The organism is Deinococcus planocerae, from assembly GCF_002869765.1.
GTDB classification, from domain to species: domain Bacteria; phylum Deinococcota; class Deinococci; order Deinococcales; family Deinococcaceae; genus Deinococcus; species Deinococcus planocerae.
Genome location: NZ_PNOR01000011.1, coordinates 90109 through 111214 on the forward strand (window position 1 = coordinate 90109; position 21106 = coordinate 111214).

The window sequence follows — 21106 nt, forward strand, 5'->3', positions numbered from 1 at the left end:
GGCGGGGCGGAAGCGGGTAACGTGACGCGCATGAACCGGCTTCTCCTCGCGCCCCTCCTCGTCCCCCTGCTGGGGGCCTGCGCCCCGACCCAGCGGGTGATCCAGGTCCCCACCTTCGAGGTCGAGCAGGTCCGGCTCACCAGCCTCGCCCTCCCGAGCGGCCCGACCCCGGCCCAGGCGAACCTCGCCCTGCGGGTGCGGGTGGAGAACCCCAACCCCGTGCCCGTGCGCCTCGCCAACTTCAACGCCCGCCTCTTCATCGACGGGGCGGACGTGGGGCGGGTGGACCTGCCGAACGTGGCCCTCCCCGCGCGGGGGAGCACGGTGCAGGACGCGAACCTCGGCATTCCCGTCACCCTCCAGACCGCCGGGGCCTTCCTGAAGGTGGCGCGCGGCACCCAGGTCAGCTACCGGGTGGACGGCACCTTCACCGCCGACCTCGGCGTGCTGGGACGCCCCACCTTCGGACCCTTCACCCTGGCGCAGGGGGTGTGGCAGCAACCCGCGATCCTGCCGTTCTGAGGGCAACCGTCAGCGAGGGCACGCATGACCCTTTACCCTGGGCCGCGTGACCTTCCCCGACTTGCCCGACTCCCAGCGTGCGTGGGCGTACCGCCCGGCCTCTCCCCTGTCCGGCCAGCCGGGTGGGCCGCTCGCGGGGCTCACCTTCAGCGTCAAGGACCTGTACGGGGTGGCGGGGTGGCCGCTCACGGCGAGCACGCGCGCTCCCGTCCCCGATCCCGGCGAGAGCGTCCTCGTGCGGCGGCTGATCGAATTGGGCGCCTCGGCGGTCGGCAAGACGCACCTGCACGAGATCGCCCTCGGGATCACGGGCATGAACGGCTTCGGGGGGACGACGCACCCCTTCGACCCGGAGTGGGTGCCGGGGGGCAGCAGCAGCGGCGCGGCGGTCAGCGTGGCGCTCGGGCAGGTGGACTTCGCGCTCGGCACCGATACGGGCGGCTCCATCCGCGTTCCGGCGGCGTGGTGCGGGGTGGCGGGGTACAAGCCGACGAAGGACCACCCGGCGTGGAGCACGGAGGGGGTGCTGCCGCTGAGCTGGACGTGCGACCACGCGGGGCCTCTGGCGCGGGACGTGCGGACGCTCGTGCGGGTTCACGAGGCTCTGACGGGGCGGGAGGTCGTGCGTCAGGAGTGGGTGGGCCTGCGGGTCGGCCTGTGGCTCCCGGACGGCTGGGTGGACGACACGGTGCTGGGGGCTGTGCAGGGCTTCGCGGCACAGTTGGAGGGGCTGGGCGCGCGGCTGGAGGACGCCGACTTCCCCGAAGTCCTCGACGCCTACTCGCCCATCGTGCTCAGCGAGGCCGCGCAGGTCCACGCTCAGGCTCTCGAACAGGACGACCCCGGCTTCACCCCCTTCACCCTGGGGTTGCTGAGGCAAGGGCGGAAGTTGACCCAGGCGGAGGTCGGGGCGGCCCACCAACGCCGTGCCGCGTACCGTGCCAAACTGGACGCCCTCCTCACCCGTCATGACGTGCTCCTCGCGCCCGCCGTGCCCACCCCACCGCCTCTGATCGGGCAGGAGGACGTGGACCTCCGCGAGGGCCGCACCCCCCTGCGCCGCGCCGTCTTGCGCCTCACCGCGCCCTTCAGCCTGCTCGGCGCCCCGACCGTCGCGCTGCCTTCCTCCTCGCCCTTCGTCGGCGTGCAGCTCGTGGGGCGGCACGGGGAGGACGACCGATTGCTGGGCTTGGCGCTGAGCCTCGAAGGCCAGACGGCCAGGCACGACGAGGGCGCGTGAAGGCGCGAGCCCCGAACTGGCCCGTCCTGTCAGACCCGCTTCACGCACGCCGCATAATCTCCGGCATGTTCCCGAACGTCCTGCCCCGCCTCCTTTGCACCACGGCCCTCCTCACCGCCCTGACCGGGTGTGCCCTCGGGGCCTTTATCAGCCCGACCACGCCGTTGGAGCGCGCGGTGGGCGGCACCTACGAGGGCGTCGGCGTGGGGGGCACGGGCCGGGTGCCCTACCGCCTCGTGCTGAGCGTGCAGGAGCGTGAGGGCAAGGCGAGCGGCGTCATGACGAATCTGGAGAGCCGCAAAGCCTACGCCGTGAGCGGGAAGTTCCAGCGGGTCGAGAATGGCGGCGCCATAGACGTGGGCCTCTTCGAGGAGGGCAACAAGTACCGGGGCACCCTGCGCGGCGAGATCGTCGGGACCAAATTCAGCGGCGTGCTGAGGACCGTGCTGCTGGGGCGCGAGCTGCTGGGCTACAACGTGACGCTGGAAAAGCAGACCGGGGAGGCCGCGCCCGCCTCTGCCCCCGTCCCCTTGGCCCCCGTGACGCCCGTTCCCACCGTGCCCTGAGCCTGCGCGCTAGACTCTCCTCCGCTTTGCGGGAGTGGTGCTCTGAGCCACCCGCGAGGACATAGGGGCCCCGGAATCCCTCCGTCAGGCCCAGGAGGCCAGATCATGAAGGTACAGGCATGAAGGCACACCTGATCACCTACGGGTGTCAGATGAACGAATACGACACGCACCTCGTCGAGTCGCAGCTCGTCTCGTTCGGCGCCGACATGGTGGGCAGCGTGGACGAGGCGGATTTCGTCCTGATCAACACCTGCGCCGTGCGCGGCAAGCCGGTGGACAAGGTGAGGAGCCTCCTCGGCGACCTGCGCAAACAGAAGAGTCAGCGGCCCCTCGTCGTCGGGATGATGGGCTGCCTCGCGCAGCTCGAAGAGGGCCAGCAGATCGCCCGCAAGTTCGAGGTGGACGTGCTTCTCGGGCCCGGCAGCCTGCTCGACATCGGGAAGGCGCTGGAGAGCAACGAGCGCTTCTGGGGCCTCCAGTTCAAGGACGAACTGCACGACCACATCCCCCCGCCGCCCGCCGGGAGGCTGCAAGCGCACCTCACGATCATGCGCGGCTGCGACCACCACTGCACCTACTGCATCGTGCCCACCACGCGCGGACCGCAGGTCAGCCGCCACCCCGACTCGATCCTGCGCGAGCTGGACATGCAGCTCGCCGCCGGGGTGCAGGAGGTCACGCTGCTCGGGCAGAACGTGAACGCCTATGGGGTGGACCAGGGGGCGCGGCTGGCCGGGTATCCCTCCTTCGCCGACCTGCTGCGGATGGTGGGGCGAAGCGGCGTGCGCCGGGTCAAGTTCACGACGAGTCACCCCATGAACTTCACCGAGGACGTGGCCGCCGCGATAGCCGAGACGCCCGCCGTGTGCGAGTTCGTCCACCTGCCGGTGCAGAGTGGATCGAGCCGGGTGCTGCGCCGCATGGCCCGCGAGTACACCCGCGAGAAGTACCTCGGGCACATCGCGGAGATCAAGCGGCACCTGCCGGACGTCGTGCTGGCGACCGACATCATCGTGGGCTTCCCCGGCGAGACCGAGGAGGATTTCGGGGAGACGCTGAGCCTCTACGACGAGGTGGGGTACGACAGCGCCTACATGTTCATCTACTCGCCGCGCCCCGGCACGCCGAGCTACCGGCACTTCCAGGACCTGCCGCGCGAGGTCAAGACGGAGCGTCTGCAACGCCTGATCGTGAGGCAGAAGGAGTGGAGCGCGCGCAAGAACGCTTTGAGGGTCGGCACCCTTCAGGAAGTCCTGCTGCGCGGCGACGCCCACGATTCCGCCTTCCTCGAAGGCCACACGCGCGGCAACCACCCGACCGTGGTGCCCAAGGCTGTCGGCGTGACGGGTGCGGGCATTCACCACGTCCGCATCGAACACGCCACCCCACACATGCTGTACGGCAAGGTGGTGGACGCCCAGGGCCGCGAGTTGCCCGAGCTGCCGCGCTTCAGTCCAGAGGCGGCGGCGCTGAGCAGTCCGCTCCAGATGGTCTAAAGCACTTGACGCAAAAAGACTTGTCACCCTAAGCGAAGCGAAGGGTCTGGCTCGTCGGCTGGGAGATGCTCCGCTTCGCTCAGCAAGACAATATTCTTGCGGCAGATGCTCTAAAATCCGTAATCGCACGGCAGAGCTTGGGGGAGGCCGGACACCCAAGCTCCCCCTCATTTGTAATCGCCTCACGAATTCTCAAGGGCCCATCACGCCGGGATCAGTTTAGGCAGCCACAGTGAGGCCTATGAAAAAGATGCTGTTGGGATCAGTCGGCCTGAGCGCGTTGCTGGCGAGTTGCGGCACTGGGACCGCGCCGGACGGAAGCGGGTCGGGGCGTGTATCGGAGGTGCGGACGGAGTACCGGACGCAGAACGGGCGCTTCGTCTCCTGCGACAACTTCAACAACGCGACGGCCACCACTCAGGTCTCCGTGTACTTCAACGTCAGAGGCAACGTGCAGACGGTGGACGTGGGCCTGCGGGGCCTCACCACCAGTGCCTATGACAGCAACTACAACGCTCAGGTGACTGGGCAGCAGCTTGCCGCCGTCGGCAACGGCAGCTACCGCCTGACCTTCACCGCCAATCCGGCTGATGGCTTCCTCCCCCAGTCCATCGTGGTGAATCCGGTCCGGGCCAAGGTCAAGATCGTCGAGGCCAGCGGGCGGGCGGGCAACAACCTCAACTCCGGTTTCTACGCGGCCCTCAGCGTCAACACCGGCACGGCCACCTACAACTTCAACAGCCGGAACGTCAGCACCGTGGACACCTACACGAGCTGCACCCTGATCTCGACGACGAACGAGGACGTGTAAGCTTCTCCCGTCAAACGAGGAGGCCGCCCCCATATCGGAGGCGGCCTCTTTCTGGTTGTGCCTTCCCTCAGCGTTCGCCCGTCTGCTGCGTCTCGCTCACCGCGCCGCTGCGCCCGCTCGCACCGCCGCTGCCCGTCATCAGCAGGCCGAGCTGCGTCTCGGTGGCGGTCGCGGCGTCCACCTCGCCGACGACGCGGCCCTCGTACATGACGAGGATGCGGTCGGCGAGGTTCATGACCTCCCCGAGGTCGGCGCTGATCAGCAGCACCGCGAGGCCCTGGTCGCGCGCCTCGACGATGCGGGCGTGGATGAACTCGATGGCGCCGATGTCCACCCCGCGCGTGGGCTGCGAGGCGACGAGAATCTTGGGTCCCTTGCGCATCTCGCGGGCCACGATGATCTTCTGCGCGTTGCCGCCGCTGTAGCGCCCCGCCTGGAGGCTGACGCTGCGCGGGCGCACGTCGTACCGCTCGCTGAGTTCGCGGGCCGTCTGGTTGATCTTGTCGAGGTTCAGGAATCCCAGCCGCCCGGCGAAGGGGGGGCGGTCGTGCTCGCCCAGGATGAAGTTCTCGGCGGTCGTCATGTCGAGCACGAGGCCGCGCTCGTTGCGGTCTTCGGGGATGTGCGACAGGCCGCTCTCCTCGACCTCACGCACCCCCCGCGCGTGCCTGCCCAGATAGGTGATCTCGCCCGAGCCCACCGGCGTGAGCCCCGTGATCGCCTCCACGAGTTCGCTCTGGCCGTTGCCCTCCACCCCCGCGATGCCCACGATCTCGCCCGCGCGCACCTGGAAGGAGACGCCATCCACCGCGTTGCCGTGCGCGCCCTTCACCGTGACGTTGCGCACGTCGAGGGCGACCGCGCCCGGCTGGGCGGACTTCTTCTGCACCTTGAGGCTCACGTCGCGGCCCACCATCATGCGGGCAAGGGTCTCGGTGGTGGCGCCCTGCGCGGGGATGGTGCCGATCATCTTGCCGTCGCGGATCACGCTGATGGTGTCGCTGATGTGCAGGACCTCGTGGAGCTTGTGGCTGATAAAGATCACCGCGTTGCCGCTCGCCGCGTACTGGTTTTTGAGGAAATCGAACAGCTCGTCCGTCTCGCTCGGCGTGAGGACGGCGGTGGGCTCGTCGAGGATCAGGATGCGGGCGCCGCGGTAGAGCGTCTTGAGAATCTCGACCTTCTGCTGGAGGCCGACGGGGAGGTCACCGACGAGGGCGTCGGGCCGCAGGTCGAAGTTGAACTGCTTGATGAGTTCGGCGACCCGCCGCCGCGCCCCTGCGTAGTCGATGGAGGTGCCCGCCGTGGGCTCGGCGCCCAGGATCACGTTCTCGGTGACGGTGAGGGTGTCCACCAACATGAAGTGCTGGAAGACCATGCCGATGCCGCGCGCGATGGCCTGTGAGGGGTCGGTGAAGTTCACGACCTCGCCGTCCACCACGATCTCGCCGGAGGTGGGGGGCTGGGCGCCGTAGACGATCTTCATCAGGGTGCTCTTGCCCGCGCCGTTCTCGCCGCACAGAGCGTGCACCGAGCCCCAGCGCACCGCCATGCTGATGTTGTCGTTGGCGAGCACCAGCGGAAAACGTTTGGTGATCCCGCGCAACTCCAGCGCGTACTCGGACTTGTGCCGCACCTCGAGGAGCACGTCGGGGGTCTGGACGGTCATACCCCCAGTGTAGACCGGCGCCCTTCCCGAGACCGTTAAACGGGGGATACGTCACAATACGGCGCATGGAATCCTTCTGGCTGGCCGTCACGAACCTGGGGCGCGACGAGGTGTTCATCGTGGCGCTCGCCCTGTACACCTGGCTGGTCAACCCGCGCGGGGGCCGCGACCTCGGCGTCGCCTTCGCCCTTTCGTACCTCGTCAACACGGCGCTGAAGTTCGGCCTCGACCTGCCCCGCCCCTTCACGAACGACCCCAACGCGGCGAGCGCGACGGCGCGGGCGACGGCGGGCGGTCCCGGGCTCCCCAGCGGGCACGCGCAGATGGCGGCGACCCTGTGGGGCGGGATCGCGGCGCAGGTCGGACGGCGCCCGGTATGGACCCTCGCCCTTCTCCTCATCGCGCTGATCGCCGTCTCGCGGCTCGTGCTGAACGTCCACTACCCCAGCGACGTGATCGTCGGCCTGCTGCTGGGGGTGGTCTTCGCGGCCCTCGCCGTGCGGGGCTTCTTTCCACAGGAGGGGGCGCTGCGGTGGCTGATCCCCGTGATCCTCCTCGGCCTCGCCGCCTTCCTGCCCGCCGGGACGCCGCGCGAGTACGGCACGGCGCTGGGGCTGCTCGCCGGGTTCTGGTTCGTGCGGCCCACCTTCGCCCCCCCGCGTGACGTGGCGGGCCGGGTGATCGTCGGCGTGGTCGGCCTGCTGATCGTATTCGCCGTGTTCTTCGGGCTGGCGCTGCTGCCGCAGGAGGTCCGGGACATCGGCCTCGTCCGGGGGCTGCGGTATGCGCTGCTGGTGGTCGTCGCGGCAGAGGTGGTTCCGAGGCTGCTGCGGCGCTGGCTGCCGGGGGAGTAGAGGCTCCGGTTTCGAGCGGTGGACGGGCAAGAGGACCCGTCCGCCGCTTTTTGATGCCCACCTCCTCCCTTACCCTTCCTCCATGACGCCGGAAAGGCTGGACGCGGTGGTGGTGGGGGCCGGGCCGAACGGGCTGGCGGCGGCGGTCACGCTCGCGCGGGCGGGGCTGCGGGTGCGCCTTCTGGAGCGGCACGCGGGGCCAGGCGGAGGGCTGAGCAGCGCCCCCCTCACCCTGCCCGGCTTCGTTCACGACGTGGGGAGCGCGATTCACCCGCTGGGCTACGCCTCGCCCGCCTTCCGGGAGTGGCCGCTACACGCCTTCGGGCTGGAGTGGGTGTGGCCGGACGCCCCCTATGCCCAGGTCATGCCGGACGGGACGGGCGTGGTCATAGAGCGCAACCTGGAGAGGACGGCGGCGAGTTTTGGGCCGGACGCGAGGGCGTGGCGGGCATTGTTCGGACCGCTGGTGGCCCACTGGGAGGGGCTGCTGGACGACGTGCTTCGGCCCCTCCCCCGCCTGCCCCGGCACCCCTTCACGCTCGCCCGCTTCGGGCTGCGGGGCGTGCCCCCCTCGACCCTGACGGCGCGGCTTTTTCAGACTCCTGAAGCTCGGGCGGCCTGGGCGGGGCTGGCGGCGCACGTCAACCTGCCGCTCGCCACGCCGGGGACGGGGGCGGCGGCCCTCCTGCTCGGCACCCTTGCCCACACGGTCGGGTGGCCCTTTCCGCGAGGGGGGGCGCAGAGTCTCGCGGACGCCCTCGCTGCCTACCTGCGCTTCCTGGGCGGTGAGATCGAGACGGGGGTGGAGGTGCGCTCCATGCAAGACGTGCCGCCCGCCCGCGCCGTTCTGGTGGACTCCAGCCCCAGTGTGTTACTGAAGTTGCTCGGGGACCGGGTGACGCCCGGCTACCGCGCCTGGGTGCGCCGTTACCGCTACAGTCCGGGAATCCTGAAACTGGATTACGCGCTGAGCGGCCCCGTGCCCTGGCGTGACCCAACCCTCGCGCGGGCGGGGACCGTACATCTCGGCGGCACGCTGGAGGACATCGTTCGGGCAGAGGCGAGCGTGGCGCGGGGTGTGGCCCCCCAGTCTCCATACATCCTCGCCGCACAGCACACCCTCTTCGACCCCACCCGCGCTCCTGCCGGGGGGCACACCTTCTGGGCCTACGCGCACACGGCGCCCGGCACGCCCGACACGTACGCGGAGACGGTCGAGGCACAGATCGAGCGGGCGGCGCCGGGGTTCCGAGACCTGATCCTCGCGCGCAGGCTGACCAATGCCCGTCAACTGGAGGCCTTCAGCCCGGTTTACCGGGGCGGGGACGTGAACGGGGGACGGGGCGACCTGTGGGGGCTGCTCGCCCGGCCCGTACCCACCCCGACCCCCTACCGCACCCCCGCGCCCGGCGTCTACCTGTGCAGCAGCGCCACGCCCCCCGGCGGCGGAATTCACGGGATGCCCGGATACTGGGCGGCGCGGGCGGCCCTCGCGGACGTGTTCGGCCTGTAGCGCGTCAATCCCCCACGAAGACCTGACGCCCGTATTCGCCGGGGGACCGGGCGGGGGGCAACCCGGCTTCGGCCCGCTCGCGCAGGCGCCCCAGGACGAGGGCCACCGTCGGCCCCTCGCCGTACACCTGCACCGCATCGTCGGTCAGGAGGATTTCAAACCCGCGTCCCTCCAGCCCAGTGACCCGGAAGACGCGCCCCGGTCCCTCGCCGACGACGTGAACCAAGGCCCCCTCCGGGAAGCCCGCGTGTGCGATCTGCGCCTGAAGGTCCATTCCGTCATTGTGCCGCGTCTGGCGTGCCCTCCCGAAGCTGGCCCGGCGTCACGGGTTCCCCCAGCAGTCGCGCGAAGCCCGGCGTGCCCCCTCGCTCCAGCACCCCCTCCACGAGGTCGCCGCCCACGCTGTACGTGAAGATGTACGCCCGGAAGGTGGGCTGCGAGATGAAGCGCAGGCTCTGGCGGGCCCTCTGCTCGTTCGCCGGGCCGTAGCGCCGCAGGAAGTCGAGGACCTCGGCCTCGGGCGCCCCGTCCCCGTGCAGCATCAGGGCGGCGGTGGCGCTGACACCCTTGAGGTCCCGGCGCGCCCGACTCGCGGCCAGGAAGGCGGCCACGTCCCCGGGGTCGAGGCCCGCCACCCCCGCCAGTTCGCCTGTCAGCCACGCCTCCAATTCCTCACGCGTCATCAGGGCGCGGCGGGCGTTCGTGGCGACGCCCTCGCTGACCACGCACTCGGGGGCGTTCAGGAGTTGGATGGAGTGCTCCAGCCAGCCGCGTTCCCGCACGAGCCGCGCCTCCTTCGTCGCGTGCTCGGTGTGGTGGCCGGGGTAGCCCTCGTGGGCGAGGAGGTCGGGCAGACTCGGCAGCAACACGGGGAGGTCGGTGTTGAGGTCGATGCGGCTTCTCAGGTTCCCCAGCGGCCAGTTGTACCCCGACCACGGCTTGTCCTGAACGAGCCCGATGGTGAAGTTCTCGCCCTCCGGCAGCCCGAAGCGTTCCCGCGTCCGTTCCCGGAGGTGCGCGAGGATGGGCTCGGCCACCCGCAGGATGTCGTCCTTGGGAACCACGACCCGGGCGCGCAACGCCTCCTCTCGCTCGATCAGGGAGCCCGAGCCGGGCAGGGCCGCGTCGAGCTCCGCGAGAGCCCGCTCCAGGGCCGCCACATCCGCCCGCACGGGTTCGATGTCGTACAGGCCGCGTACCTCGTCCGCGTAGGGCAGCTCTTCGCCCGCGATCAGCCGGGTCATCGTGTCCATCGCCCGCGCCTGTACGGTCAGGAAGGTGCGGCGCGCGTCGTCCTCCACGCTCGCCACCCCGTCAAGCAGGGCCTGGGCCTCGGCGCGGAGATCGGCGGGGTCGCGCGGGGTGCGGTCGGCCCATTCCTGCGGACCGCCGTACCCGTCCACGAAGCCCTCCCGGTGCGCGTCGATGGCGTGGGCGAGGCGGAGGTAGCGTTCGGCGATGTCCATAGGGGGAGGATAAGGGGTCTTCATTCGCCGCCGAACTCGATGTGCCGAAACGGTCCATCCGGGAGTGCGGGCGACAACTCGGACCCTGCCGCCTTGAACAGTTCCGGCACGAGGACCACCGAGGGGTCTTCCCCATACCTGCCCGCTATCCTCCCCCCGTGACCCTCTTCGACCCGCCCGCTCCCCTGGCCGAACGCCTGCGCCCGCGCTCCGTGGCGGAAGTGGTGGGGCAGACGCACCTGCTCGGGCCGGGCAAGCCGCTCACCCGGGTGCTGGACTCCGGGCGGCTGGGCTCGCTGATCCTCTGGGGGCCGCCCGGCGTGGGCAAGACGACGCTCGCGCGCCTCGTCGCGGGTGAGGTCGGCGCGCACTTCATCCCCCTCTCGGCGGTGACGGCGGGCGTGAAGGACGTGCGCGAGGCGGTCTCGGAGGCCGAGCGGCTGCGGGGGCGGGGCCAACGCACCATCCTCTTTCTCGACGAGATCCACCGCTTCAACAAGGCGCAACAAGACGCCCTCCTCCCCCACGTCGAGTCCGGCCTGCTGACATTGATCGGCGCGACGACCGAGAACCCGAGCTTCGAGGTCAACCCGGCCCTGCGCTCCCGGGCGCGGACGCTGGTGCTCGAAGCCCTGACGCAAGACGACCTGCGCGGCCTGCTGGGGCGGGCGCTGAGCGACCCGCGCGGGCTGCCGGGGGTCACGGCGGAGGAAGGGGCCCTCGACCTGATCGCCCGGCTCGCCGACGGGGACGCGCGGCGGGCGCTGAGCACGCTGGAGGTCGCCTCCACCCTCGCCGACCCGGTGAACGAGGAGGCGGCGCGGGAAGCGTTCGGGCGCCACCTCCCGGCGATGGACAAGAACGGCGAGGACTTCTACAACCTGATCTCGGCGCTGCACAAGAGCGTGCGGGGCAACCACGTGGACGCCGCTCTGTACTGGCTCGCCCGGATGATCGAGGGCGGGGCCGACACGATGTACGTCGCCCGCCGCGTCGTCCGCATGGCCGCCGAGGACATCGGGCTCGCCGACCCGCAGGCCCTGCGGCTGGCCGTCGCCGCCCGCGACACGGCGGAATTCCTGGGCAGCCCGGAGGGAGACCTCGCCCTCGCGCAGGCGGTCGTGTACCTCGCCCTGGCCCCCAAGAGCAACAGCGTGTACGTGGCCTGGAAAAAGGCCCTGGACGCCGTGCGGGAGGGCGAGACGCTGCCCGTGCCGCTGCACCTGCGCAACGCGCCGACGGCCCTGATGAGGCAGCAGGGGTACGGCACCGGCTACGCCTACTACTTCGACGACCCGGAGGGCAGCTTCCGCCAGAATTACCTCCCCGAGGGCGTGCGCCTCGACCTCTACGAACCGACGGGCGAGGGCTGGGAGGCGCGGGTGGCCGAGCGGTGGCGCAAGCTGCGGGAGGCGCACGGGGCGGGGGAGGACGGGGCGTGAGGCGCGTGTTGACCGCCGAGGACGCGCTCGCCCAGCTCCGGGAAGGACGCCCCCATCGAGGACGCGACCATCACGGGCGAAGTGCGGTTGTGTCAGCTCGCTGAGGACGAGATCAGCGTCACTGTTCTCCTCCGGCGCCAACCCTTCGAGGTTTCCCCTCTTCCCGTGGAGAACTCCGGCGACCTCGGGCTCGACGGTGGCTGAGCTTCCGACCATTTGGCTCATCGCTCACCCATGATGTCCATGAAAAGACGCAGGTTTTCCGCTCAAGCACAACTGTACGGACAGATACCCATTGTCGTCACCTTTCTTCTTACGCTGATCGACAACGAAAGAGGGGCAAAACTCGGGTGTCTGACGGGCCGTTCTCGGAAATGAAGGCGTGGGTCTTCATGACGGCGACCCCCTTCTCTCGTGTTCGGGGAGGAACCTATGAGAACGCGTCTCTTGGCAATGAGCGCCGTCCTTCTTCTTGCGGGACCCGCCACAGCGGGCGGCGGCGCCAATGTGCCGACCGGAAACACCATCGCGGCGGTGGTGTCGAACGATCCCAACTTCAGCACGCTGCTCTCGGCGGTGCAGGCGGCGGGGCTGACCCAGACCTTGGCGGGACCCGGGCCGTTCACGGTCTTCGCGCCGACGAACGCGGCCTTTGCCAAGGTACCCGCCGACCAGCTTCAGGCCCTGCTGAACAACCCCGCGCAACTGCGGGCCGTGCTCCTCTATCACGTGGTGCCGGGGCGGGTGACCTCCGCGCAGGTGGCCGGGCTGAGCAGCGCGACGACCGCGCAGGGCGGCACGCTGACCGTCAGCGCGAGCGGCGGCACGGTGCGGATCAACGACGCGACCGTGACCCGGGCCGACGTGCCCGCGAGCAACGGCGTGATCCACGTGATCGACACGGTGCTGCTGCCGCCGAGCTGAGGCGAGGGCGGGCCGCGGGGGGAAGCAGGGAGAGCCCGCCTGTTTCCCCCCGAGTGCTGGAGGCGGAGGATGAACAGCAAGGAGGCCCCACCCGTGACCAGAACCGCCCGCCGGGGCATGTCCCCGCTCGGACTCGCGCTGCGGCTCGCGCTGCTCGGCGGGGTGAGCGGCGCCGTGGGGTCGGCGGGCCTCGCCCCGGGGACGAGCCGACCACCGCGCCCGGCCCCTCCCCTGCCGCTCACCCTCCAGGTCAGCGCCCCCGAGCCCGTCTTGCGAGGCGGGAGGGTCGAACGGCCCCTCCTCCAGAGGAGGTACGTCCTGACCCTGACCCCGGAGCAGGTGCGGCAGGTGCGGGAGCAGGGGTCGGTGGCCCCTCTGAAGTCCGCGCTGGAGGCCGTGTACGCCAGGATCGACGCCCGGAAGCCGCGCGACGCGGTGTTCCGCCGGGTGGGCGGCGTGTGGACCGCCCAGGGGCAGACCGGGTGGACGGTGCGGCGGGACCGGGCGGAGCGGGCGGTGCTGGACGCCTTGCAGGAGGGGCGGCGCACCGCACAGGTCGAGGTCGGTCTCACCCCGCCCGCGCGGAGCGTGCGGACGCTGCGGGAACGGGGGGTGGTCGCCCATCTCGCGGCGGGCGAGTCGAGCTTCGCGGGCAGCCCGGACTTCCGGGTCCACAACATCCGCGTCGGGGGGGGCAGGCTGCACGGGGGGTGGGTGGAGCCGGGCGCCGTCTACGACTTCAACGCCCGAACGGGCGCGATCAACCGGGCGCGCGGCTTCGTGCCGGGCTACGTCATTGCGGGCGGCACCCTCGCGCTGGAGGACGGGGGCGGCATCTGCCAGGTCAGCACCACCGTCTTCCGCGCCGCGTACCTGGCGGGGCTGCCCATCGTCGAGCGGCACGCCCACTCCCATCAGGTCGCCTACTACGACCCGGTGGGCTTCGAGGCGACCGTGTACGCGCCGAGCAAGAACCTGCGCTTTCGCAACGACACGGGCGGGCCGCTGCTGATGCAGGTGTCCTGGGACCTGGAGAGAGAGACCCTGCGCGTGGACCTCTTCGGCGGGCCCTCCGACCGGCAGGTCCAGGTTTCGGAGCCCCGCGTCAGCGACCGCAGGCCGGCCCTTCCGCCTACCTTCCTGGCCGATCCCGGCCTCGCGCCCGGCGAGACGCGGCGGGTGGACATGCCCGCCTCCGGGATGCGGGTGGAACTCGTCCGCCGCGTGCAGATGAAGGGCGGCGAGGTCCGGACCGACCGCCTGCTCAGCCGTTACCGTCCGTGGGGCGGCGTCTTCGCCGTCCACCCGGGGGACGACCGGTTGCGGTAGGTCAGCCCAGCGCCGCGTTCAGTTCGTCGCGCAGCCGCCGCGCCGCCTCCCGGCTCGCCGCCACGTCCAGCCCGTCCGCATACTGAACGGCCCGGCTCGCGCTCGCCAGCGCCCCCGTCCCCCCAGGGTGGAAGGCGGGGGCGAGGTCGGCGGCTGCGGCCCCTTGCGCTCCCAGGCCGGGGAGCAGCAGCAGGGCGCGGGGCATCAGCGCGCGGAAGGCGGCGAGGTCGCGGGGATGGGTCGCGCCGACCACCGCCCCCACACCCGCGTACTCGCCATCCTCCTCGGCCCCCAGGCGGGCGACCTCGGCGGCCACGCGCTCGCTGACGCCGTGCCCCTGGAGGTCTGCCTGGTCGGGGTTGCTCGTCTTCACGAGGACGAAGACCGCGCCGCCGTTTCTGCGTCCGGCCTCCACGAACGGGGTCAGCGTCCCGAACCCCAGGAAGGGGTTGACCGTCAGCGCGTCCCCCGCGTGTGGCCCGCCCAGCCACCCCTGCGCGTAGGCTTCCGCCGTCGAGCCGATGTCCCCGCGCTTGCCGTCGAGGATCACGGGCAGGCCGAGGAGCCGGGCCGCCGCGCAGACCTCCTCCAGCAGCGCGAAGCCGCGCAGGCCCAGCGCCTCGAAGAAGGCGAGCTGCGGCTTGACACAGGCGGCGAGGGGGGCCGTCACCTCCAGCACGTCGAGCGTGTGCGCCCGCAGGTGGTCCACGTCCCGGTACGCCTTCAGCCGGGGATCGAGGCCCACGCACAGCCGGGTCTTCAGGTGGCGGGTGCGCTCGGTGACGGCGGCGGCAAAAGTCATCGGGGCGAGGCTAACACGCGCCGCGCGGCCCTCACGAGGTCGGCATTGTCGGCGGCGGGCGAGCTGTCCGGCAGGGTGAGGGTGTCTTCCAGGCCGATGCGGGTGTCCAGTCGCCGGCGGGCGGCCTCGTGCAGGAGAGGCCACGCACTCACCCCCGCGCCGTGCAGGAGGCGGGGCGGCGTGACCCCGGCCTCGTCGAGCAGGGCGAGGATGGCGGCGGCCTCCGTCAGCGCCTCCCGCGGCTCCCGGTCCATCACCTCGACGAGGATTCGCAGCGCCCGGTCACGCGACGGCCAGCCCAGGAAGGACCGCGCCGCCTCCACCGTCCAGAGCCCGGCTTCCACCCCCACGCCCACCTCCAACAGCGTCTCCGCAAAGGGAACGGCGTGCGGCTCGTGCCAGTTCACCGAGACGAAATCGGGGCGCACGGTCCAGGCACGGGCGGCGGTGAGTTGCCCCTCCACGTCCGGCAGAATCCAGAAGCCGCTGGAGATGCCGACCGGGACGCCGGGGCAGGCGGCACGCACGGCGTTCAGCGCGGCGGCCACGACCTCCGCCTCCAGCGACTCGCGGCCCCCCTCGTCGCGAGGGTGCAGATGGAGGGCCCCGGCGCCCGCTGCCACCGCCCCCCTTGCCGCCTGTGCAAGTTCGGACGGGGTGACGGGCAGGGCCGAGTGGCTTCCCACGGGGCGGCCCCCGTTCAGGCAGGCTTTCAGGAGCATGGGACCAGCGTACCGGGGCCCGCGCCTGTTACCCTCGCCCCATGACCTTTTCCATCGTGGGCCGCGACCCCGCCACCGGAGACCTCGGCGTGGCGGTGGCGAGCAAGTTCCTGGCGGTGGGCGCCCTCGTCCCCTTCGCGCGCTCGGGGGTGGGCGCGGTGGCGACCCAGAGCTACGTGAATCCCAACTTCGGGCCGGACGGGCTGCGCCTGCTCGCCGAGGGGCTGAGCCCGGAGGAGGTGTCCGCGCAGTTCCAGGCCGAGGACGCCACCATCCATCAACGGCAGTTCGGGATCGTGGGGGCCGACGGGCGGAGCGTCACCTACAGCGGCGCGGGGTGTCACGCCTGGGCGGGCGGCTTCACCGGGCCGGACGTGGCGATCCAGGGCAACATCCTGACCGGGCCGGAGGTCGTGGACGCGATGGTTTCAGCCTGGGAGGCGGGCGCCGGGCAACCTCTTCCCCGCCGACTCCTCGGGGCGCTGCGGGCCGGGGACGCGGCGGGCGGGGACCGCAGGGGCAGGCAATCGGCGGCCCTGCTGTGCGTCGGGCCGGGACGCGGCTACGGCGGCCTCACCGACGACTGGGTGAACCTGCGCGCCGACGATCACCCCGATCCCTGCGCGGAGTTGGAGAGGTTGCTCGGCATCTCCGACCTCCTCTTCGGGCGGCCCGAAACAACGGTCGAACTCGACGAGGACGGGCGGCGCTGGCTGCGGGCGCTGCTGATTCGCCAGGACTACGCGGGTTCCCTCCCCGGCGGCGCGTGGGACGCCGACACCGAGGCCGCCGCCTGGGCTCTTTTCGGCACCGAGAACCTGGAGGAACGCTGGGTGCCGGGGGGAAGATTTGACCCGGTGGCGCTGAACTACCTGCGCGAACGCTTCGGGGAGTAAGGCGAGGCTGGAGCCCCATCCCGGGTGGGTCGCCAGTCACCCGGGGGCACAACCACCGATCAGCTTCGGACGTTAGACTTTCCCTCATGCGGCTTTCGGCCACCGACGTGTACGCCTTCCAGGCGCTGGGCTTCCTGGGGATGCAGGACCCGGCGCGCTGGGTCGCCAGCGAGGAGATCAGCGACGCGACCGGGGTCCACCGCCCCTACCTCGTGCGGATTCTGGCGGCGCTCACGGCCAAGGGCATCGTCAAGAGCAAAAAGGGCATCGGCGGCGGCTACGCGCTGGCCCGCAAGCCCCACCTGATCAGCCTGTGCGAGATCGTGCGCGCCATCGACGGCCCGGTGGCGCCCCTCTCGTGCATCAGCCTCAACTGGCACGAGCCGTGCGTCGAAGAAGACCGCTGCCACGCCCGCGCCACGGTCTACAAGCGGATGCGCGACGCGATGCTCGCCGTGCTTCAAGAATTCAGCGTGCAGGACCTCGTGGTGGACGCGCGGCAGGGTGTGAGCTACGGGCACTGCCTGGGGCACCTGCTCAAGCCGAACGCTTAAGCGCGGCTCAACACCTCGTCTGTCTCCTCGGTCGAGACAAGTTGATCGAAGTTGTCATCTTTCGGGTATCCTGGGGGGCATGAGTTTGCTGGAGCCCGGCGTCCGACGTTGTTCACCCTCGCTCCGACCCTGACCTCTCGTTTCCCCCCACCCGGAGATCCCATGAGCGACATCGAAGCTCTCAAAAAAGAAGTCCCGCCCTTCCAGATTTTCGACCTGATCCCGCAGTACGCGCAGCAGGGCTTTATCGACCCCGAGCGGATCGACCTGCTGAAGTGGGCGGGCGTGTACCCGCAGCGGCCCCAGGAGGACGGCTTCCTGATGATGCGCGTGCGCGTGCCCAGCGCCGAGTTCGCCACGGCCACCCTGCGCGAGGTCGCCAACATCGCCGAGGAGTACGGGCGAGGCTTTCTGGACGTGACCGACCGTCAGGCCTTCCAGTTTCACTGGCTGACCATCGACAAGATTCCCGAGATTTTCGACCGCCTGGAGCCGCTGGGGCTGCATCCCCGGGGAGCCTGCGGCGACACGGTGCGCGCCGTGATCGCCTCGCCGCTCGCCGGGCTCGACGCCCGCGAAGCAATCGACGTGCGGCCCATCGCCCACGCGATGGAGGGCACGCTGACCGGCAGCGACGACTTCCAGGACCTGCCGCGCAAGTTCAAGATGAGTCTGACCGCCACCCCCGAGCTCGAAGGCATCCACATGATCAACGACGTGGGCTTCCTGGCGCACCGGGTGAACGGCGAGGTCGGCTTCGACGTATGGGTGGGCGGCGGCCTGGGCGCGGTGGCGCACCTCGCCAAGCGGCTGGGGGCGTTCATCAAGCCCGAGGAAGTGGTGGAGGTCGGGCGGGCCATCGCCGGGGCCTACCGCGACCACGGCTACCGGGTCAACCGCAAGAAGAGCCGTCTGAAGTTCCTGATCAAGGACATCGGCGTGGAGAAGTTCCGCGAGATCGTGGAGACGGAATATCTGGGCCGCAAGCTCACGGACGGCCCCGCTGCGCCCGTCGCCCGCTTCGGCGGCAACGACGTGCTGGGCGTCAACCCGCAAGCCGACGGCCTGAACTACGTCGTCGTGGCGACCACCGTGGGCCGCATCGATCCCTACAAGGCCCGTCGGCTGGCCGACCTCGCCGACCGCTACGGCAAGGGCGTGCTGCGCACCACCGCCTTCCAGAACATGATGATTCCGCACGTCCGCAGCGAGGACATCGCGGCGCTGACCGCCGAGCTGGAGGCCATCGACCTCGCGCCGAAGACCACCCTGCGCGGCACGACCATCGCCTGCACGGGCACCCAGTTCTGCCGCCTGGCCTTGACCGAGACGAAGGCGCGGACCGCGAACCTCGTGGACCATATCGAGGCGAAGTTCGCCGACCTCGACGTGCCCTTCACGATCAACCTGACGGGCTGCTCGAACGCCTGCACGCGCTACCAGGTGGCCGACCTCGGCTTTATGGGCGCGCTGCGCGGGGAGGAAGAGGTCTACAACGTCCACCTCGCGGGCAGCATCGGGCAGGCGCAGCGCACGGGCGACAAACTCAAGGGCATCGTGCCCGCCGTGCGGCTGAATGAGTACACGGAGGCGGTGCTCAGCGACTTCCGGGCGGGCAAGCTCCCCGGCGAGAGCTTCGTGGAGTACGCCGACCGGGTTGGACACGAGCGATTCGCCCCCGACGCCATCCTCAGGCCGGACCGTGAGGTCGTGACCGCGTGACGGCCACCACCCTGAACCGTCCCGAGGTCGGCATGGGCCGGGTGGTGTGGTTCACGGGTCTGTCGGGCGCGGGCAAGAGTACGCTGGCCTCGGCCCTGTACGCCGAACTCGTCTCGCGCGGCGTTCCAGTCGAACTCCTCGACGGCGACGCCGTGCGCGAGAACCTGAGCAAGGGGCTGGGCTTTTCCAAGCAGGACCGCGACACGAACGTCCGCCGCATCGCCTTCGTGGCGGGGCTGCTCGCCAAGCATGGGGTCACCGTGCTCGTGAGCGCGATCAGCCCCTACGCGGACACCCGGCGCGAGGTGCTGTCCACCCTGCCTAACCCTACGGAGGTCTTCGTGGACGCCCCGCTGGCGGTCGTCACCGAGCGCGACGTGAAGGGCCTGTACCTCAGGGCGCTCGCCGGGGAAATCCCGCACTTCACGGGCGTGTCCGACCCCTACGAGGCTCCCGAGGCACCCGACCTCCACCTGCGGACCGACCGCATCAGCGTGGAGGAAGGGCTGAGCCAACTTCTGCGGCACCTGGGGTACGGGGCATGACGGCGCTGAACGACCGGCCCGAGGTGCGGACTCCCGAGCAGGGGGGCGTGCCGCTGACGACCGAGCCGCGCGCTCCCCGTGAGGCTGCCGGACACGCGGACCCCACCGCCCTCGGCTTCACGCCCGACACTGACCCGCTCGACGTGATCCGCTGGGCGCTCTCGGTCCACCCCGACCTGCTGATGCCGAGTGCCTTCAACCTCAACGGCGTCGTGCTGCTCGACCTCGCGGCGCGGGCGGGCTACCGGGGTGAGGTCGTGTTCGTGGACACGGGCTACCACTTCCCCGAGACGCTGCAAACGCGTGACCGACTGGCCGCCCGCTACCCCGAGATGACGTTCGTGACGCTGAACGAGGGCGCGGACCCGGAGGACGGGCAGACGCCACCCGACCTGTATACAAGTGATCCCGACGGGTGCTGCGCGGTGCGGAAGGTCGCACCCCTCCAGACATACCTGCGGGAGAAGGCTCCTTCAGCCCTCCTCAACGCCCGCAGCCGCGACCAGGCCGCCACCCGCGCCGACATCCCCTTTGTCGAAACCGGCGGGGCGCGTGTGAAGGTCAACCCCCTCGCCCACTGGACGCGTGAACGGCTGGAGGCGTACGCGAGCGAGCACTGCCTCCCCGTCAATCCGCTGTACTTCGACGGCTTCCTCAGCGTCGGCTGCTGGACCTGTACCCGGGCCGTGCGCCCCGGCGAGGACGCCCGTGCCGGACGCTGGGCGGGCAAGGGCAAGACCGAGTGCGGGCTGTGGGTCGGCGAGAGCAAGCTCTAGGACCCACTCTTCTCTGCCCAAAAGTTGACCAACTTCATCCACTGATCGTTTGAAAGGCCCAAGCATGACGACGCTTCCCAACCCCTCCCCCATCCTTCTGCCTGCGCCTCTCGGCGGCACCCTCGTCCATCGCGTGCGGCGGGCCGGGCACGACTTCGACCCTGCCGAGCTGGCGGGCCTGCCTCGGCTGGAACTCTCCGACCGTTCGTACGCCGACCTGGAGATGCTGGCGACGGGCGCGTACTCGCCGCTGACGGGCTTTCTGGGCGAGGCCGACTACCTGAGCGTGATCGAGCACATGCGGCTGACGGACGGCACTCCCTGGAGCATCCCGATCACCCTGCCGGTGAGCCGGGAGGAGGCGGAGGAGTACACGGGCCGCGTGGTGCTCACCCGTGGCGGCGAGGCGGTCGGATTGCTCGACGTGGAGGAGCGGTACGAGTCGCGCAAGAGCTTCGAGGCGCGGGAGGTGTACCGCACGGAAGACCCAGCGCACCCCGGCGTGGCGGCGCTGTACGCCCAGGGGGACGTGAACTTGAGCGGACCCGTGACCCTCTTTGAGGTGCCGCGCGGCGCCTTTCCCCTCCACCACCGCACGCCCGCCGAGGTGCGCGAGGTGATCGAGGCGCGCGGCTGGCGCACGTCGGTGGCCTTCCAGACGCGCAACCCGATCCACCGGGCCCACGAGTACCTGCACAAGGTCACGCTGGAACTCGTGGACGGGCTGCTGCTGCACCCGCTCGTGGGCACGACCAAGGGGGACGACGTGCCCGCCTCCACCCGCGTGCAGGCGTACGAGGTGCTGCTCGACCGCTACTACCCGCAGGCACGGACGCTGCTGAGCGTGTACCCCGCCGCCATGCGCTACGCCGGGCCGCGCGAGGCGATCTTGCACGCCCTCTCGCGCCGCAACTACGGGGTGACGCACTTCATCGTGGGGCGCGACCACGCGGGGGTGGGGAGCTACTACGGGACCTACGACGCGCAGGAGATCTTCGGGAACTTCACCCGCGAGGAACTCGGCATTCAGATTCTCAAGTTCGAGCACACCTTCTACTGCAAGACGTGCGGCCAGCTCGTCAGCCCGCGCACCTGCCCCCACGGCAGCGAGCATCACCTCGTGCTGAGCGGGACCAGGGTACGCGAAAAGCTGCGCGCGGGCGAGAAGTTGCCCCCCGAGTTCACCCGCCCCGAGGTGGCCGAGGTGCTGCGGGAGGCGTACACGAGGCAGGCGTAGGCTGCCCCTCATCGAAC

General features: G+C 70.5%; 21 protein-coding genes. 16 read left to right on the top strand and 5 right to left on the bottom strand.

Going from position 1 to position 21106, the window contains the following annotated elements; all coding sequences use genetic code 11:
• Nucleotides 1-30 precede the first annotated feature (30 nt).
• The 5 genes from A7B18_RS08330 to A7B18_RS08350 all read left to right on the top strand — a co-directional run bounded on the left by A7B18_RS08330 (nt 31) and on the right by A7B18_RS08350 (nt 4638).
• On the top strand, nt 31-522 hold the full coding sequence (locus A7B18_RS08330; protein ID WP_102126255.1) for an LEA/WHy family protein: 492 nt from the start codon (nt 31-33) through the stop codon (nt 520-522).
• A gap of 46 nt (nt 523-568) precedes the next feature.
• A complete protein-coding gene (locus A7B18_RS08335) occupies nt 569-1762 on the top strand; it encodes an amidase (RefSeq protein ID WP_102126220.1) in 1194 nt (397 codons plus the stop codon).
• Nucleotides 1763-1827: 65 nt separating this feature from the next.
• Complete coding sequence (locus A7B18_RS08340) at nt 1828-2328, top strand: hypothetical protein (protein ID WP_102126221.1); 501 nt, start codon at nt 1828-1830, stop codon at nt 2326-2328.
• Nucleotides 2329-2447: 119 nt separating this feature from the next.
• A complete protein-coding gene (gene miaB / locus A7B18_RS08345; RefSeq protein ID WP_102126222.1) occupies nt 2448-3827 on the top strand; it encodes a tRNA (N6-isopentenyl adenosine(37)-C2)-methylthiotransferase MiaB in 1380 nt (459 codons plus the stop codon).
• A 241-nt stretch (nt 3828-4068) separates the two neighbouring features.
• A complete protein-coding gene (locus A7B18_RS08350; protein ID WP_245872795.1) occupies nt 4069-4638 on the top strand; it encodes a hypothetical protein in 570 nt (189 codons plus the stop codon).
• A gap of 67 nt (nt 4639-4705) precedes the next feature.
• On the opposite strand, the gene A7B18_RS08355 is transcribed toward A7B18_RS08350, so the two are convergent.
• The gene (locus tag A7B18_RS08355; protein ID WP_102126223.1) at nt 4706-6307 is read right to left on the bottom strand and encodes an ABC transporter ATP-binding protein; all 1602 of its coding nucleotides are present in this window, start codon (nt 6305-6307) and stop codon (nt 4706-4708) included.
• Between the two features lie 65 nt (nt 6308-6372).
• On the opposite strand from A7B18_RS08355, the gene A7B18_RS08360 reads away from it, so the two are divergent.
• Together A7B18_RS08360 and A7B18_RS08365 are read left to right on the top strand one after the other, a co-directional pair.
• Nucleotides 6373-7161: a phosphatase PAP2 family protein gene (locus A7B18_RS08360; RefSeq protein ID WP_102126224.1), complete on the top strand. Its 789-nt coding sequence runs from the start codon at nt 6373-6375 to the stop codon at nt 7159-7161.
• Nucleotides 7162-7243: 82 nt separating this feature from the next.
• The gene (locus tag A7B18_RS08365) at nt 7244-8674 is read left to right on the top strand and encodes a phytoene desaturase family protein (protein WP_102126225.1); all 1431 of its coding nucleotides are present in this window, start codon (nt 7244-7246) and stop codon (nt 8672-8674) included.
• A gap of 4 nt (nt 8675-8678) precedes the next feature.
• On the opposite strand, the gene A7B18_RS08370 is transcribed toward A7B18_RS08365, so the two are convergent.
• Both A7B18_RS08370 and A7B18_RS08375 read right to left on the bottom strand, forming a co-directional pair.
• Nucleotides 8679-8948 (bottom strand): hypothetical protein, encoded by a 270-nt coding sequence (locus A7B18_RS08370; protein ID WP_102126226.1) that lies wholly within the window; start codon nt 8946-8948, stop codon nt 8679-8681.
• 4 nt (nt 8949-8952) lie between these two features.
• Nucleotides 8953-10140 (bottom strand): hypothetical protein, encoded by a 1188-nt coding sequence (locus tag A7B18_RS08375; protein WP_102126227.1) that lies wholly within the window; start codon nt 10138-10140, stop codon nt 8953-8955.
• Between the two features lie 158 nt (nt 10141-10298).
• Between A7B18_RS08375 and A7B18_RS08380 the strand changes: the two genes are divergently transcribed.
• The 3 genes from A7B18_RS08380 (at nt 10299) to A7B18_RS08390 (ending at nt 13835) form a co-directional block, all read left to right on the top strand.
• A complete protein-coding gene (locus A7B18_RS08380) occupies nt 10299-11582 on the top strand; it encodes a replication-associated recombination protein A (protein ID WP_102126228.1) in 1284 nt (427 codons plus the stop codon).
• Between the two features lie 432 nt (nt 11583-12014).
• The gene (locus A7B18_RS08385) at nt 12015-12506 is read left to right on the top strand and encodes a fasciclin domain-containing protein (RefSeq protein ID WP_180970072.1); all 492 of its coding nucleotides are present in this window, start codon (nt 12015-12017) and stop codon (nt 12504-12506) included.
• Nucleotides 12507-12599: 93 nt separating this feature from the next.
• Entirely contained in the window at nt 12600-13835 is a 1236-nt protein-coding gene (locus A7B18_RS08390; RefSeq protein ID WP_245872796.1) for a VanW family protein, read from the top strand.
• Between the two features lies 1 nt (nt 13836).
• Here the strand turns inward: A7B18_RS08390 and pyrF are convergent, their stop codons facing one another.
• The gene (pyrF, locus tag A7B18_RS08395) at nt 13837-14637 is read right to left on the bottom strand and encodes an orotidine-5'-phosphate decarboxylase (RefSeq protein ID WP_102126230.1); all 801 of its coding nucleotides are present in this window, start codon (nt 14635-14637) and stop codon (nt 13837-13839) included.
• The gene (locus tag A7B18_RS08400; RefSeq protein ID WP_102126231.1) at nt 14634-15359 is read right to left on the bottom strand and encodes a 3-keto-5-aminohexanoate cleavage protein; all 726 of its coding nucleotides are present in this window, start codon (nt 15357-15359) and stop codon (nt 14634-14636) included. Before A7B18_RS08400 ends, pyrF begins: the two co-directional genes overlap by 4 nt.
• A 41-nt stretch (nt 15360-15400) precedes the next feature.
• On the opposite strand from A7B18_RS08400, the gene A7B18_RS08405 reads away from it, so the two are divergent.
• The 6 genes from A7B18_RS08405 to sat all read left to right on the top strand — a co-directional run bounded on the left by A7B18_RS08405 (nt 15401) and on the right by sat (nt 21089).
• Entirely contained in the window at nt 15401-16255 is an 855-nt protein-coding gene (locus A7B18_RS08405) for a DUF1028 domain-containing protein (RefSeq protein ID WP_102126232.1), read from the top strand.
• A gap of 86 nt (nt 16256-16341) precedes the next feature.
• The gene (locus A7B18_RS08410; RefSeq protein WP_102126233.1) at nt 16342-16809 is read left to right on the top strand and encodes an Rrf2 family transcriptional regulator; all 468 of its coding nucleotides are present in this window, start codon (nt 16342-16344) and stop codon (nt 16807-16809) included.
• A gap of 162 nt (nt 16810-16971) precedes the next feature.
• The gene (locus tag A7B18_RS08415; RefSeq protein ID WP_102126234.1) at nt 16972-18531 is read left to right on the top strand and encodes a nitrite/sulfite reductase; all 1560 of its coding nucleotides are present in this window, start codon (nt 16972-16974) and stop codon (nt 18529-18531) included.
• 32 nt (nt 18532-18563) lie between these two features.
• Nucleotides 18564-19076 (top strand): adenylyl-sulfate kinase, encoded by a 513-nt coding sequence (cysC, locus tag A7B18_RS08420; RefSeq protein WP_102126258.1) that lies wholly within the window; start codon nt 18564-18566, stop codon nt 19074-19076.
• Nucleotides 19073-19852: a phosphoadenylyl-sulfate reductase gene (locus A7B18_RS08425; protein ID WP_102126235.1), complete on the top strand. Its 780-nt coding sequence runs from the start codon at nt 19073-19075 to the stop codon at nt 19850-19852. The genes cysC and A7B18_RS08425 overlap by 4 nt, the downstream gene beginning before the upstream one ends.
• Before the next feature lie 64 nt (nt 19853-19916).
• The gene (sat, locus tag A7B18_RS08430; RefSeq protein ID WP_102126236.1) at nt 19917-21089 is read left to right on the top strand and encodes a sulfate adenylyltransferase; all 1173 of its coding nucleotides are present in this window, start codon (nt 19917-19919) and stop codon (nt 21087-21089) included.
• Nucleotides 21090-21106 lie beyond the last annotated feature (17 nt).

Coding starts and splice junctions, on each gene's coding strand:
- A7B18_RS08330 (WP_102126255.1), top strand. CDS start 31: ATGAACCGGCTTCTCCTCGCGCCCCTCCTCGTCCCCCTGCTGGGGGCC.
- A7B18_RS08340 (WP_102126221.1), top strand. CDS start 1,828: ATGTTCCCGAACGTCCTGCCCCGCCTCCTTTGCACCACGGCCCTCCTC.
- miaB (WP_102126222.1), top strand. CDS start 2,448: ATGAAGGCACACCTGATCACCTACGGGTGTCAGATGAACGAATACGAC.
- A7B18_RS08350 (WP_245872795.1), top strand. CDS start 4,069: ATGAAAAAGATGCTGTTGGGATCAGTCGGCCTGAGCGCGTTGCTGGCG.
- A7B18_RS08355 (WP_102126223.1), bottom strand. CDS start 6,307: ATGACCGTCCAGACCCCCGACGTGCTCCTCGAGGTGCGGCACAAGTCC.
- A7B18_RS08360 (WP_102126224.1), top strand. CDS start 6,373: ATGGAATCCTTCTGGCTGGCCGTCACGAACCTGGGGCGCGACGAGGTG.
- A7B18_RS08365 (WP_102126225.1), top strand. CDS start 7,244: ATGACGCCGGAAAGGCTGGACGCGGTGGTGGTGGGGGCCGGGCCGAAC.
- A7B18_RS08370 (WP_102126226.1), bottom strand. CDS start 8,948: ATGGACCTTCAGGCGCAGATCGCACACGCGGGCTTCCCGGAGGGGGCC.
- A7B18_RS08375 (WP_102126227.1), bottom strand. CDS start 10,140: ATGGACATCGCCGAACGCTACCTCCGCCTCGCCCACGCCATCGACGCG.
- A7B18_RS08385 (WP_180970072.1), top strand. CDS start 12,015: ATGAGAACGCGTCTCTTGGCAATGAGCGCCGTCCTTCTTCTTGCGGGA.
- pyrF (WP_102126230.1), bottom strand. CDS start 14,637: ATGACTTTTGCCGCCGCCGTCACCGAGCGCACCCGCCACCTGAAGACC.
- A7B18_RS08400 (WP_102126231.1), bottom strand. CDS start 15,359: ATGCTCCTGAAAGCCTGCCTGAACGGGGGCCGCCCCGTGGGAAGCCAC.
- A7B18_RS08405 (WP_102126232.1), top strand. CDS start 15,401: ATGACCTTTTCCATCGTGGGCCGCGACCCCGCCACCGGAGACCTCGGC.
- A7B18_RS08410 (WP_102126233.1), top strand. CDS start 16,342: ATGCGGCTTTCGGCCACCGACGTGTACGCCTTCCAGGCGCTGGGCTTC.
- A7B18_RS08415 (WP_102126234.1), top strand. CDS start 16,972: ATGAGCGACATCGAAGCTCTCAAAAAAGAAGTCCCGCCCTTCCAGATT.
- cysC (WP_102126258.1), top strand. CDS start 18,564: ATGGGCCGGGTGGTGTGGTTCACGGGTCTGTCGGGCGCGGGCAAGAGT.
- A7B18_RS08425 (WP_102126235.1), top strand. CDS start 19,073: ATGACGGCGCTGAACGACCGGCCCGAGGTGCGGACTCCCGAGCAGGGG.
- sat (WP_102126236.1), top strand. CDS start 19,917: ATGACGACGCTTCCCAACCCCTCCCCCATCCTTCTGCCTGCGCCTCTC.